Here is a 13,260-nt window from a genome sequence, read left to right on the forward strand (position 1 = left end):
GCTTATTCCTTCTGATCCACGGATCCTAGTTTTGAGTAACATAGTCCGGATTCGCAGCAATATAATCCTTGGCGTCCTGAACTAGATCATCCCACGCTTCCCGTTGTGCCATAAGTTCTGCGCCATATTCATCAATAACCTTCATCTGATACTCGGCGGTAACATCCGCTAACCGCTGAGTAAAATCGATCTGATCCTTACACTCGACAGTTTTTATCGCCATTTCAATCTGGTCTTCATCCACAGTCCAAAACTCCACCCCTTGTGGGTATCCAATTGCCGAACGGTCAGCGTTCATCCCCTTCGTTTGAAGGCATTCATCGAATTCATCAACAAGGGTGGTAATTCTTGTATCAGTGGATACCTTGTCTGGCACCTCTCCCATCGCAACACTGCCCGGCCCGTCCAGCTGTGCAGCTTCGACATCAAACTTGTCTTCGGAAGGTTCTGAACCACACAGCTCCGCGAACTCAGTGCGTTGCTCCTGAGTGAGGTTTTCGTAGGGGTTGCCCGAGGCGGCTTCTTCATAGTCATCAGGCTTCGGTACGTTTTCATTAAACGTGAGTTCACCATCCGTCTTTGGATGGACGAAAGCAAACTTTTCTGCAATCGGCATCGTCCACGGTCCGTATAAGAAAAACACCTCACGCACCTGTTCATACTGGCTCACCGGATACGGATCCAGCTTGGTGCCGGTCTTTTCATAAACGCATTGAATAAAATTCCCCTCCTTCGCACTATCTACGATTTCTACCTCGTTCTCATCCCATGTCTTCACATAATCCTCTGGCAAATGAACAGTGGCCTTGTCATAATCCAACTCAGCACTCGGGTTGATACCGCTCACTTTCGGTGTGGCACCACTACCGCCACCGGTATCGTTGGAACATCCCACCAGACCGATCAGTGCCAGACAAACAACCAATGCAACAGCAACAGACCTCAAAGAATTCATGCGCGTTCCCGTCATTGTGGGTGGGAACGGCTCCTCACCGCTCCCACCCCTACTAAACATGTCTAGCTATTTACAGTTGGTGCCTGTATGGAATTCGGCGCTCTTGACTCTATTGGTCCAATTCTCAGCCTTGTACGGCCCAATACCGGCCCCGTTGGCTAAATTCGCATCTCTACTTGCGGCACTTCCATCCCAACTTTCACTCTTGAGGGAGAAGTATCGGTTGTTCTTATTGTTCCAGAATCGCGTGTACTTACAGCTCTTACCATTTGCTCCAGCTGAATTATGCGTATCCCTAACTGCTGCAGTACCTACAGAGAAAGGACCATTAGCGGGCGCTGCCGCCCAGCTACCACCATAGTTACTACTCTTCCATAAACACGCGTATCCTAACGCGCATCCTGGATAGGCCTGAGTGCCGATTTCATCAGTAATCTCAACCACCGGCGCTGGTTCGGGAGTCGGCTCATCGGCGAACGCAGCAGATCCAGCAAAACCGCTAGCTGCCAATATTAGCGCTGCAAGCGGGGGGGCTGCTAGTTTTCTAAAAGGTTTCATAATATGTCCTTATCATCTCAGGGTAGGCATGCCGTTATGCCTTCCAACAAAACTAGAAATCATATAAGGCCATCAACTCGATATCGAGCGGATGGAAAATGCTCTCACGAGCAAACCGAGCGTACACGCGCTGTGAACGTTCACGCCGGGAGCAATCCGTTATCCAGATTGTGTGGCCAAGCTAGTGAGGTATTTTTGCTTGGGTATCTCCACCATATTCGTCGGAAAAGACCTGCGTACACACTTCTCGTATATTGTGATTGATATCACGATTGACCTAGGCGTGGGCTACGCCTCGCGCAGGGCAGCTACAAATTATGCGTACTTACTTGGACTGCGGCTTAATGAACGGGAACGTGATGGTCTCGCGGATTCCCAAGCCAGTCATCGCGGTGAGCAGGCGGTCAACGCCCATGCCCATGCCACCGGCGGGCGGAAAGCCCTGCTCCATGGCCTCAAGGAAGTCCTCGTCCAGCTGCATGGCCTCGGGATCACCGTTGGCGGCCTCAAGGGACTGAGCCACGAAGCGCTCCCGCTGGATCACCGGATCGGCCAGTTCTGAGTACGCAGTTGCCAGCTCCATGCCGCGAACATAAAGATCCCACTTCTCGGTGAGGCCAGGCTTGCTGCGATGCGGGCGGGTCAGCGGGGAAGTGTCCTCGGGGAAGTCCCGCACGAACGTGGGCGCCCAGAGTTTTGAGCCTACGAGTTCCTCGAACAGTTCCTCTGCGATCTTCCCTGCAACCCAGTAAGGAGCTACCGAAATGCCGTGTTCCTCGGCCAGTTCCTCGAGCCGAGCCTTCGGAGTTTCCACCGTGACCTCTTCGCCCACTGCTTCAGAGATAGAGGTGTAGAGATCTATGTTGGCCCATTCGCCGCCGAAGTCGTACTCGGTGCCGTCGGCCAACGTGACCACCATGGTCCCAAGTGTGTCCATGCATGCGCGCTGGATCAAAGACTTGGTGAGCTCAGCCATCGTGTCATACGTGCCGTATGCCTCGTAAGCTTCCATCGCCGTGAACTCGGGTGAATGGGTGGAATCGGCACCCTCGTTGCGGAAATTCCGGTTGATCTCAAACACGTGGTCGACCCCGCCCACCACAGCGCGCTTGAGGTGTAGCTCGGTAGCGATGCGGAGGTAAAGATCCTCGTTATACGCGTTGATGTGCGTCTTAAAGGGACGCGCGGCAGCTCCGCCGTGGAGTGCCTGAAGCATCGGCGTTTCTAGCTCTAGGTAGCCGCGCTCATCGAAGGTGCGTCGCAGCGACTTCATGACGCCGGCGCGCAGGCGAACTATGTCGCGGGCAGCAGGACGCATGATGAGGTCAAGGTGGCGCAGCCGCACGCGCGACTCCTCGGAAAGGGACACGTCTTCGCCATCCGCGTTCGTGTACACCTTGGGAAGAGGGCGCAATGCCTTAGAAGCAATCTGCCACGAGGTGGCAAACACGGAGAGTTCCCCGCGCTTGGAAGCGCCCACATAGCCTTCAATGAACAGGTGATCGCCAAGATCAACAAGCTGCTTGAAGTCCGCGAGCGCCTCAGCGCCCACGTTGTTCAGGGACACGATCACCTGGAGGCGCGTACCTGCACCATCTTGGAGCGTAGCGAAGCAAATCTTGCCGCCTGTGCGGAACAACATGACGCGCCCAGCAACGCCCACGCGTTCTTCAGTCATTTCCACACCCGCTTCGGTGCCTTCAAACTTATTGCGGATATCGGCAATGGTTGTGGTGATGGGAAGCTCCACCGGATAGGGCGAAATACCTCGGTCTAGCAGCGCCTGACGCTTGGCCTTGCGGACCTGCATCTGTTCGGACGTTTCATCTTGTACAGGCTTCGTTTGTTCACTCACGCACCCCAGCCTATCGGCACCACGCCGCCGCTGCACGGCCAGAAGGGGTGATCTTGGCCAGATTTCGGGGCGCCCGCTCCTTTTGCCTGCGCCTCTCGCCTGTAGCTGCAGGAAGGAATATCTACGGGTGAGGCGGAAGTACTAACGATGCGCCGCCACAGAGTGCGAGCGCTGCGCCCGCACTACCCCTACTATCCGGCCCAACCTACCGGCGGTATTCCTCGAAAGTAATACCGGAGGACTGTACCGAAGCTCCGTCGGGGGCCTGTCCGGGCTCATCGGAAACCTCGACCGCCCTATTGTTAGCGTCCACAAATACAACGTGCGGCTGATAGGTTCGGCACTCGGCTTCGTCTAGAAGCGAGTATGAAATGACGATCGCAAGATCACCTTCATTGATCAGATGAGCGGCCGCCCCATTAATCGTCATGATGCCCGAACCTCGTTCGCCGGGTATTGCGTAGGTGGTAAGGCGGGCACCGTTGGTAATATCCACAATGTCCACCGCCTGACCAACCAGAATGTCCGCCGCATCCAGAAGGTCCGCATCAATTGTTACAGACCCAACGTAGTTCAGATCTGCTCCGGTCACCGTGATCCGGTGGATCTTGCCGGTCATCATCGTGCGCATTCTAGCCATCGAAGCGCACCTCCCTATTGTCTATCAGTCGCGTGGAACCAACCCACGCTGCCGTAATGATGAGGCCTCGGCCATGATCCGGCACGCCAACCTCTGTCAGATCCTCGAACGTTTCAGGATCTACCACAGACAGATAGTCGAGCTTCACACCCGGCGCCTTGTCCAAATATGCGGTAGCGCGGTCGCGCACTTCCACAGGGGAAGCCCCGTGGCGTGCTGCGTCCTTTCCAAGAACGAGCGCTTGATTAAGCGCCAACGCCTCGATATATTCGTCCTCGCTCAGGTAGGCGTTGCGCGAGGATAGCGCCAAGCCCGACTCTTCGCGCTTAATCGGCACCGCCTGAATACGAACCGGCATATCCAGATCCGCCACCATCGTCCGAATGAGGGCCAGCTGTTGGGCGTCTTTCTGCCCGAAGAACGCCACGTCCGGCCGCACAAGATTCAGAACCTTGTGCACCACCTGAAGTACGCCAGCGAAGTGAATGGGCCGCGTCTTTCCCTCGTATACCGTTGCCATCGGGCCTGGGTCAATACGAATCAGCGGCTCGCGCGGGTACATCTCTGATTCCGAAGGAGCAAACACCAGATCCACCCCAACCGTGTCAAGGAGTGCAATATCCGCGTCAAGCTGGCGCGGATAGGAATCAAAATCCTCGTCCGGTCCGAACTGCAACGGATTCACAAACACCGATACCACTACGTGATCCGCCGCCTCTTTTGCGGCGCGCACAAGCGAGAGGTGACCCTCATGGAGAGCACCCATCGTCATCACAAGGGCGACGCTTCCCGAAAGCTGGTCCATTGCCCCGCGTAGGTCTTCTTTAGTACGAATCAATTCGCTCACGTGAAAAGACTACCGCGGCGTAGGTAGCGAGTATAGCGAGGCGGTAGTTGAACCCGGCTCCTGATTAGAGCGCACCATAATGGCAGCTGGATGTTGTGACCGTACGCACGGCAGAATAAGCGGATACTATGGCTCCCACAAACTATCTCAGACAGAGCATTACTGTCCCTGTTCGAGGTAGTGCTTGAGCGCGGTATTCAACGGGCCAAGTTCGCTGGTAACGACTTCGCGGAGAACCACGTTGTCCACTCCAAAGTACTCATGAATAAGGATATTTCTCATACCTCGAATCGCTGCCCAGTCAATCTCCGGCAACGCCTGTGTCACAGAGTCCGGCAGGTGCCGAACCGCTTCACCGATAACCGCGATATTCCGTTCTATGGCATCCACAGCCATATCAGCAATATCAGTGTCCGCGTCGTCAAGGCTATCGACGTAGCGCAAAGAGCGAGCGATTGCCGACTGAATGTCGCCGATCCTCTCTTCAACACCCCTACTCATAGAGACACGGCATCCGAAAGAGCGGCCTGCGATACAGGTTCCCTCAGTAACTCCGGAGAGAAGATATCCACCTTATGTCCGAGGATCTCTCGAAACTCTTCACTTAGCCCTCCAGCACGAAAAAGAACGTTCCCCCCGGCCGGGTCCAAGTCCACCAGAATGTCGATGTCGCTCTCGGCACCCGCATCCCCACGAGCAACCGACCCGAACAAACGGGGGTTCGTTGCACCGTACTTTTCAAGAACGGCTTTTAGCTCAGCCCAGCGAACTCCAATGAGCTTGCGCAGCGCTTCACTCTCTGGCGTAGGTACGTTCATATTCCAAGGATAATGTAGTGGTCCCCGAACTGACAGTGCTCAAATTGAGACACCATCGCGCCGGAGCACTAATCAGACCTCACCGCGATAGCGTGCTGAAGGGTAGCCGCACGCATGGCCGGATTCGAGGATGCAACCAGCCCTACAACCAGCATGAACCCCATCGTTCCTAGTTTCCCTAGCGATCAGAAGGAGCCACATACTCGTGCCTGAGTTCAGAAACAGGTGCTATGTAATCAAAATCGTGATCTGCGGTTAATACCGTTGCATCGTTAGAAATCGCGTACCCTGCAATGAGAATGTCCACTGCACCAGCTGCTCTCACAAGTCCGGAATCCCATAACGCACGTTGAATCCCGACAACCAATGATTCTTCCGGCGCATTCTCAAGTGGAAAACCGAGCGATAGTCTCCCGTAGTAACGGATGTACTCTGCCGGCGTCCGAGCACTGTGGCAAAACTCTAAAACTTGAGGAGGGCACGTGACCATGAGATCGGACGGCGCACGCTCAATCCTTCTCAACCTTTCAGTAATCGCTATGTCCCCTGAAGAAAGCCTGGCCCAGACAGAATTATCTACAAGGTAATCTGTCACTTCTTCCCGTCCGGCACAATAACAGGGGCACCAAGCTGTGATTCCAGATCAGCAAGCTCGGCAATACCGGAAATCATGGCGCCCTTCTGCTTCGAAGCGATCAAACGACGCAACGCAAGGTCAATGACCGAACGATTTGACCTTTCTCCGGTCAGGTCCCTAGCTCGAGCAATCAGTTGAGGATCAAGATCCACACTCGTAAGAGTCATGTCAACCTCCTAATTCCATATATTTATTTATATAATACGGGAATAAGACGCTAAATGTCACTACACCAAGGCGTTCTTCCAGTGTTCGAGTGGCCCCATCGCCCCAGCACCCTAATCAGACCGCACCGCGATAGCGGGCTGAATGGTAGCCGCACGCATGGCCGGATACGCGGATGCCACCAGCCCGACAACCATGCCCAGCACGGGCCCCAACGCGATCCACCCGGGATTCAGGTAGGCGCTCCAATCGTTTATGGCGGCCACCACGGTGATCACCACGGACGCCAGCGCGGCCCCAGCCAGCCCGCCCAGCGCCCCGATCAACCCACCTTCGCATAGGAACACGCCACCCACGGAACTGCGAGACGCCCCCAGTGCCCGCCGCACCCCGATCTCCGTGGTCCGCGCGGTCACCGAAACGATCATCGAATTTGTAATCAACAGGATCGTCAGCACAATAAGAAACGCGCCAACCCAGGTGGCCTGAGTGGTGAGCTGATCGGACACGTTCTCTCGAATCGCATTGGGAGCTATCACTTGGGACACGGCCAGCTTCTCCGGCTGCGCGGGCAGGATTGCCAGCCGCGCCACTCCGGATACCTGGCTCCCCGCCCCCAACTTGGTAAGAATGAGCACCTGACTCTCTGAATCGGAACCCGCAACCTCCACGGCGTTGTGGTACGGAATCACCAAGGAATCGCTGAAGGAATGCTCTCCGGGGAGGAACCCGATGATCGAATACCCCACGTTGTTCAGGTTCACGCTCAGGCCCCGAGTATCGCCCGTCACGGGGATCCCAAGCTTCTCGGCCGCGGCCTCCCCAAGGAACGCCACGTTCTGCTCCCCGTCCAACATCCAAGCCATATCCGTTGTTGGCGTGATCTCAGCGGCCTCCAGATAGCCACTGACTACCCCCTTGACGCCCACGTTGATGTTGTCCTCGCCGATCACCGGGCGGCTCACCTCGGACCGCCCAAGCAGATCCAAATCCAAGCGCCGCCCCGAAGCCTGAACGGTATCAATCGCCGCGAGCCGCGCCTCGGTATCGGCGGGCAAAAGCTCCTTCACATCCGCCTCGTCGCCATTCTCATCCTCGCTCGCAGATTCCTCCGAATCCTCGCTTTGGCCAGGGATGGTAACAAGGACTTGCCGGGTCGCCGAAGCCGCAATGTCCGCGTCAATCTGATGGGCGGCATTCTGGGAAATACCCACCGACGCCAGCAGCGCCCCCGTACTAAAAGCAACCGCACTCACCATGAGCACCGTCCGCGACATCCGCGAGGACAGCTCCACGCTCACGTCCCGCATCAGGTCCCGGAGCCTTAAAAATACGTTTCCACGTTTGTGTTTACGGCTCCGCCTTTTTCGTTTTGGCTTCGCAGGCGTGTCTTCGTCCAAGATATCAAGGGGGTTTGTCATTTTTCGATCCTCCCGTCGATAAGGTGGAGTACACGATCGGCCCAGTTGGAGATCCTCTCGTCGTGGGTAATAACGACGACGGCGACATCTCCCGCCGCCTGCTCATCAAACAGATTGAGAACTGTGCCGGCGTTTTGCTCGTCGAGGTTGCCGGTGGGTTCATCCGCCAATAACACCTGCGGGCTGGTGAGCATAGCGCGCCCAATCGCCAAGCGTTGCTTTTCTCCGCCGGAAAGTAGCCGGGTCAGGGAATCGCCGCGGTGGTCCAGCCCCACTTGTCCAAGCACGCGGTCCACCATCTCTTTGCGTTTCTTAAGGGGAATGGAGTTGATCGCAAGCTTCAGCTCAAGATTCTCAATCACCGTCCGGTGCCCAAGCACGTGGTAGTCCTGAAACACGAACCCCAACATATTGGCGCGGAGGCGATCCCTCCGTCGCGCGGATAGGGACTTGGTTTCTTCCCCTGCTAGGCGGTAGCTGCCGTCACTGGGTTCATCAAGCAGGCCCACGATGTTCAGGAGCGTGGACTTGCCGGCGCCCGAATGACCCACGATCGCTATGCGTTCGCCAGCCTGAACCGTCAGGTCCACACCTTTGAGCACCTCCACGGGCGGCTTGACCGTGTAGGTTTTGCGAATGTCCTTCAGCTCTAGAACGCTCATCGGTTCGAAACAACGATCTCATCGCCCGGCTTGACGGTGGGCTCGTCAAGCACTGCGTATCCTTCGCTCACCTGCTCGACTGTCACGGGCACATGCTTGCCCTCAACCCCGGCCAGCACCACAAACGTGTCCGATCCATCCTCGCGCAGCGCGGTCACCGGAACCGCAATACCTGACACGGCCTCTCCCGCCTCCGCGATCACCACAACTTCTTGGTCATCAGAAAGGCCCTCGGGATCTGCCACCTCCACGGTCACGTCATATCCAGGAATCTCCTTGCCCGCGTCCGGATCAGCCTGAGCAAATTCCGATATGCCCCTCACGCGCCCGCTAGCCACCTGTTGAGTGTCGCTAGCAGCCTGAACGTTGACCTTACGCCCAGACTTGAAGGAGCCCTTCTCCGCCACCCCCACACGCACCGTGACTGACGCGCTACCGCTGCGCAGGGTTGCCAGTGGAGTATCCTCGCCCACCTGAGTATTCACACCGGCAACCTTGACCACTGTCGCGCTGCCGGCCGTCAGCGTCACAAACTCCGAGCGGACCACCGGCACGTATGCCTTGGCGGGCTCCAGCCGCACGGAGGATGTACCACCCGCGGGTCCACCAGCCATACCGCCTTCGCCGGTGGCACTTCCAGAGTCGGAATCATCGTCCTCGTCAGAACTAGAACTAGTGGATCCACCAGCCTCCTCCGAACTCGCCTCGGCCACTGGATCCGGAGCCACCACACCGGCCCGGGTATACATTGCCTTGACCGCTTGGGCGGTGGCCGGACCGTATTCCCCATCTACGGCCCCGCCGTACACTCCAAGATCGCGTAAAGCCCGCTGGACTTCGCGCACATCCGCTCCTGAATCGCCCACGTAGATGTCCCGGTACAGGTCAAAGGGCAATGCCAAGCCCAGCACGGGACGTCCGGAAACCTCGGCCAGCACGCTCCCTGAATACAGGGTATCCCCTACCGATGCATATGAACCCGTAACCACCGGCAAGGAGCCATCGGAAGGAGAAACGCTCACATCCCACGATTTACCAAGCTTCAGCTTGCCCTTCGATTGGATCATCTCCGCCGGAAGCGTCCGCTCCTCAACCTGTGCCGTGATCACCGCTTGAGACTGAGAGTTCTCAATAGCCTCCTCATTGGGAGAGCGCACGAAACGCCCCGCCGCAAACGCGCCGGCAACCACGGCCAAACACACCACCACAGTGATGCCGATCCACCAAAATCTACGCTTCATGTTGTTCCTCTATTGGACCGGCTGAAAGGCATCAGGGTTATCAGCAATGTAATCCTCCGCCTTGGCCAACGCCTCATCTTGACTATCACGGATCTCCACGAGCTCCTCGGCATACTCTTCAATTGTCGGTGCTTGGTACTCGGCCATAATGTCCGCAAGCTGTTGAATAGAATCAGTAGATTCCTGACACTGCGCCACCTTCACAGCCATTTCAACCTGATCCTCATCTATCCGATTCGGATCAGCAGCAGTGACAAAACTCGGCGTACTACTGTCAAACGTCATCCCATTTTCTTTGTAGCAGGCCGTTAGATCATCAAAAACCTTCTCAGCCCGGGGATCACCAAGCGTCTTCTCATATACTTGGTTAAAATCCTCTTGCCACGGCCCGCCAAAACCATCATCAATCCCGTTAAAGTACACGAAATCTGGATCACCAGAGCACTTCTCGATTGCCTCATCCAGTTGGTCTTCAGGAAGCGGCACATAGTCATCATTAGCAGACTTAGAATCAGCCGGAGCCCCTTCGATTCCATTAACTACCATATCGGCGTCAGTCATCGGAGGAACAAAGGCGAACCGCTCAGCCATATCAACAGTCCACGGCCCGAACTGATACCACATGTCATAAACCGGATCGGGATCAGCAGACGAAACCATCATGGGAATACCAAGCGACCGCGCACATTTCGTGATCCCGATATCTCCAGCTGTTGACAAGATGGTCAACTTATTCTCAGACAACTGAAACCGATCCGCGGGTAAAACAACCGTACCCGCATCGGGATCAACATCAGCCATCAGATCCAAACCATCAACTTGATTCAGGCTAGGTGAAGAAGCAGATGAATCACCCGCGTTCGTACTGCATGCACAAAGGCTCAAGACCCCGAAGACAGCAATAAGAGTTCCAATGGAACGCGCAAACATAAGATACCAATCAAAATAGATAGGTGTGAGGCGGCGGTTAGCCGCCTCACACCTATTTGCTAACAACCGGAGTGGAAGATCGAACTGACTCGATTGTCCCAGTTTTGGGACTTACCGGGGCCGGTCCCCGCCCCATTAGACAGCTTTGGATCCCGATAGTTCGATTTCAGCAGTTGCTTGCTATATAGCATGAAGTAAGACGTACTTCCAGCAATACTATGCCCATCGTAATACCTAGTATATTTGCATGTCTTACCGTTAGCTGCCGCAGAAGATCCTTGATCATTCAACTTGTCAGCTACTCCTCCTCCATTGTAGGTGCCAAACGATAGACCGTTGTAACTCGTGTCTTTCCAGATGCACCCATACCCCGAAGTACAGGCCCCAGTACCGGCACTCGCTGCAGGCATTACGACTCCGGAAACTCCAAGCGCTAGCACGGCTGCGAGTACGCTACCGACAACACTATGCGTCTTCTTTTTCATTTTTACTTCCCTTCAACATTGATGGTATTTGCGAAACTACGCTCCTCTCAGCGTGTTTAAGCACTAAGAGCCACAATCTGAGATACAAACTGAGTCTTGCGCCTATCAAGAAATCCGTGAGGACTCGTCGAAGCCCTCACTTCTGAGCGCAGCAATTCAGTCGCGACCGACGGCCGTGGCTAGACGCACTACAATGGTGATGCCGATCCACAAATATCTACGCTTCATCAAATTCTTTCCGAGACTGTGTGAGCTCATCAGCGATCGTTGGAGCATACCGATCAGAAGGCAGAACCACCATCCCCGCATCGGGATTCACTTCCGCCGTGAGGTTCAGATCGCTCGGAGCTACCGTTTCAGTTGAGGCGTCGCCTGAATCCGGCGTGGAACTTCCGCATCCCGAAATCAGAACGGCGCTGGATATCACAGCAGCAAGAACAAGCAATTTTTTACGCATAAAGTGCTCTTCGACAACGCTCAGTTGGTTGGTAGTTCGAACAATTCCGGATGGGAAGCAATGTATTCCTCTGCTTCCGCGACGGTATCGTCCCATTCTTCGCGAGCCGCAAACAGCTCCTCCGCATACTCCTCAATCATGGGAACTTGGCGCTCGGCGATAATATCTGCCGCGCGCTGAGTGAAATTAGTCTGGTCTTTACACTCGACCGTCTTTAGTGCGAGCGCAATCTGTTCTTCGTTAATGTTGTTAAAGTCGGCGTTCAACGGAAAACCCGGAAAATCGCGATGCATCTCCATGCCGTTTTCTTCGAAGCACACTGCAAGTTCATCTGACAGTGCCTGCATTTCTGGGTCGCGAATTACAGCCTCTTGTTCCTCATTGAGAGCTTCCTGCCCTGGCCCAATCGTCCATAAACGTGTCTCGTCGAATTCCATGACAGCTTCTGTTGAGTTGCATGTCTCGAAGACATTATCACGATCAGCTTCAGCAATATTCTCGTTTACCCAAGGGATTGGTTCATAGTCCGCCGGCGGCTCAACTATTCCATTCACAATCAGCGCACCATCACCCATAGGTTCGACGAACGCGAACTTCTCCGCAACAGGCTTTGTCCAAGGGCCAAACCAGTTCCACATATGCATAGCTGGTATATACGGATCCGGACGCTCCGCTACCCATGGGATATCCAATTCGTCACGTGCACATTGTGCGACGCGCGCATCTCGCGCAGCACTAAGTGTCGAACTGTCAACCTGCTCGCCTCGAGTCACAGCATCTTCTGGCAAGGTCACGATTGCTGTCTCGGGATCAACTTCCGCCGTGCGGCTCAAGCTACTTAGGTCTGGATCAGCGTTCCCATTTACACCACTGTTCGGCTGGTCTGTTGGCGTTCCTCCACACCCAGCAACGAACAGGACCAAGAGTATTACACACGCCACAAGCCTTGCTTCAATTGGATGCCTCATCATAGCTGTTCCTCCTTCAAGAAAGGAATTGTGGGCTCAGCCAGTACTCGCCTGAGCCCACAATTCATAGGCTTTAGACCGTTAATTTGTCAGACGCAGTTTGCTCCTTGAAAGAATCGAATATATCTGATGCGATCTTTCCAATTTTGACCGTTGTATGGCCCGGTTCCAGCACCATTGGCGAGATTAGGATCGCGATAATTGGTTCCAATCCTTGTTTGGCTATCGAGAATGAAGTATGGATTGTTATCAAACGGGCCAGTTCGGAAACTCGTTCTGTGACAAGAATTTCCATTCGCCCAAGCTGAATTGGATGTAGTCATTGATACGACGCCATTATATTGCCGTGCATCCCATGTTCCGCCATAATTGTTGTTCCTCCAAATACACCCCCATCCCAGCGCACAACTAGCTGCTAACGGCGATATCTCGCCGTTTGAGTCGGTCTCGATACTGACTGCCGTTGGTTCTGGAATGTTGCCGTCGCTACTTTCATCCGCCTGAACGGCGGTGCCAAACAACCCGCTGACCGCTAATGCGAGAGTTGCAAGCCCCCCCCATCCAACTTTTCCTGCTACTCATGAGAGATCCTTCTGTTTTATTGGTGGTAGCTCCTCACCA

15 protein-coding genes are annotated in these 13,260 nt (G+C 55.1%); all 15 read right to left on the reverse strand.

Annotated elements, in window-relative coordinates; genetic code table 11:
* Window positions 1-25: 25 nt before the first annotated feature.
* The 15 genes from DD236_RS07595 to DD236_RS07660 all read right to left on the reverse strand — a co-directional run bounded on the left by DD236_RS07595 (window position 26) and on the right by DD236_RS07660 (window position 12,642).
* Complete coding sequence (locus DD236_RS07595; protein WP_109093790.1) at window positions 26-970, reverse strand: hypothetical protein; 945 nt, start codon at window positions 968-970, stop codon at window positions 26-28.
* An 868-nt stretch (window positions 971-1,838) separates the two neighbouring features.
* Entirely contained in the window at window positions 1,839-3,323 is a 1,485-nt protein-coding gene (lysS, locus tag DD236_RS07600) for a lysine--tRNA ligase (RefSeq protein WP_109093791.1), read from the reverse strand.
* A gap of 250 nt (window positions 3,324-3,573) precedes the next feature.
* A complete protein-coding gene (gene panD, locus DD236_RS07605) occupies window positions 3,574-4,008 on the reverse strand; it encodes an aspartate 1-decarboxylase (protein WP_243410088.1) in 435 nt (144 codons plus the stop codon).
* A complete protein-coding gene (panC, locus tag DD236_RS07610) occupies window positions 4,001-4,855 on the reverse strand; it encodes a pantoate--beta-alanine ligase (RefSeq protein ID WP_273487101.1) in 855 nt (284 codons plus the stop codon). Before panC ends, panD begins: the two co-directional genes overlap by 8 nt.
* Window positions 4,856-5,014: 159 nt before the next feature.
* A complete protein-coding gene (locus tag DD236_RS07615) occupies window positions 5,015-5,356 on the reverse strand; it encodes a HepT-like ribonuclease domain-containing protein (protein ID WP_109093793.1) in 342 nt (113 codons plus the stop codon).
* Window positions 5,353-5,673 carry a nucleotidyltransferase family protein gene (locus DD236_RS07620; RefSeq protein WP_109093794.1) on the reverse strand — a complete coding sequence of 107 codons (321 nt, stop codon included), beginning with the start codon at window positions 5,671-5,673 and terminating at the stop codon, window positions 5,353-5,355. Before DD236_RS07620 ends, DD236_RS07615 begins: the two co-directional genes overlap by 4 nt.
* Window positions 5,674-5,851: 178 nt before the next feature.
* Window positions 5,852-6,268, reverse strand: coding sequence for a PIN domain-containing protein (locus DD236_RS12450; protein ID WP_109093795.1), 417 nt, complete (start codon window positions 6,266-6,268; stop codon window positions 5,852-5,854).
* Window positions 6,265-6,477, reverse strand: coding sequence for a type II toxin-antitoxin system VapB family antitoxin (locus DD236_RS07630; protein ID WP_109093796.1), 213 nt, complete (start codon window positions 6,475-6,477; stop codon window positions 6,265-6,267). The genes DD236_RS12450 and DD236_RS07630 overlap by 4 nt, the downstream gene beginning before the upstream one ends.
* A 111-nt stretch (window positions 6,478-6,588) precedes the next feature.
* Window positions 6,589-7,785, reverse strand: coding sequence for an ABC transporter permease (locus tag DD236_RS07635; RefSeq protein WP_165819860.1), 1,197 nt, complete (start codon window positions 7,783-7,785; stop codon window positions 6,589-6,591).
* A 107-nt stretch (window positions 7,786-7,892) separates the two neighbouring features.
* On the reverse strand, window positions 7,893-8,558 hold the full coding sequence (locus DD236_RS07640) for an ABC transporter ATP-binding protein (protein WP_109093798.1): 666 nt from the start codon (window positions 8,556-8,558) through the stop codon (window positions 7,893-7,895).
* Complete coding sequence (locus DD236_RS07645) at window positions 8,555-9,799, reverse strand: peptidoglycan-binding protein (protein WP_109093799.1); 1,245 nt, start codon at window positions 9,797-9,799, stop codon at window positions 8,555-8,557. Before DD236_RS07645 ends, DD236_RS07640 begins: the two co-directional genes overlap by 4 nt.
* Window positions 9,800-9,808: 9 nt before the next feature.
* Complete coding sequence (locus DD236_RS07650) at window positions 9,809-10,600, reverse strand: hypothetical protein (protein ID WP_133246080.1); 792 nt, start codon at window positions 10,598-10,600, stop codon at window positions 9,809-9,811.
* Window positions 10,601-10,788: 188 nt separating this feature from the next.
* Complete coding sequence (locus tag DD236_RS12455; RefSeq protein WP_423716462.1) at window positions 10,789-11,214, reverse strand: peptidase inhibitor family I36 protein; 426 nt, start codon at window positions 11,212-11,214, stop codon at window positions 10,789-10,791.
* 217 nt (window positions 11,215-11,431) lie between these two features.
* Window positions 11,432-11,671: a hypothetical protein gene (locus tag DD236_RS07655; protein ID WP_109093801.1), complete on the reverse strand. Its 240-nt coding sequence runs from the start codon at window positions 11,669-11,671 to the stop codon at window positions 11,432-11,434.
* A gap of 20 nt (window positions 11,672-11,691) precedes the next feature.
* On the reverse strand, window positions 11,692-12,642 hold the full coding sequence (locus DD236_RS07660) for a hypothetical protein (RefSeq protein ID WP_109093802.1): 951 nt from the start codon (window positions 12,640-12,642) through the stop codon (window positions 11,692-11,694).
* Window positions 12,643-13,260 lie beyond the last annotated feature (618 nt).

The sequence above is a fragment of the Ancrocorticia populi genome (genome assembly GCF_003123745.1).
In the GTDB taxonomy this organism is placed as follows: Bacteria; Actinomycetota; Actinomycetes; order Actinomycetales; family Actinomycetaceae; genus Ancrocorticia; species Ancrocorticia populi.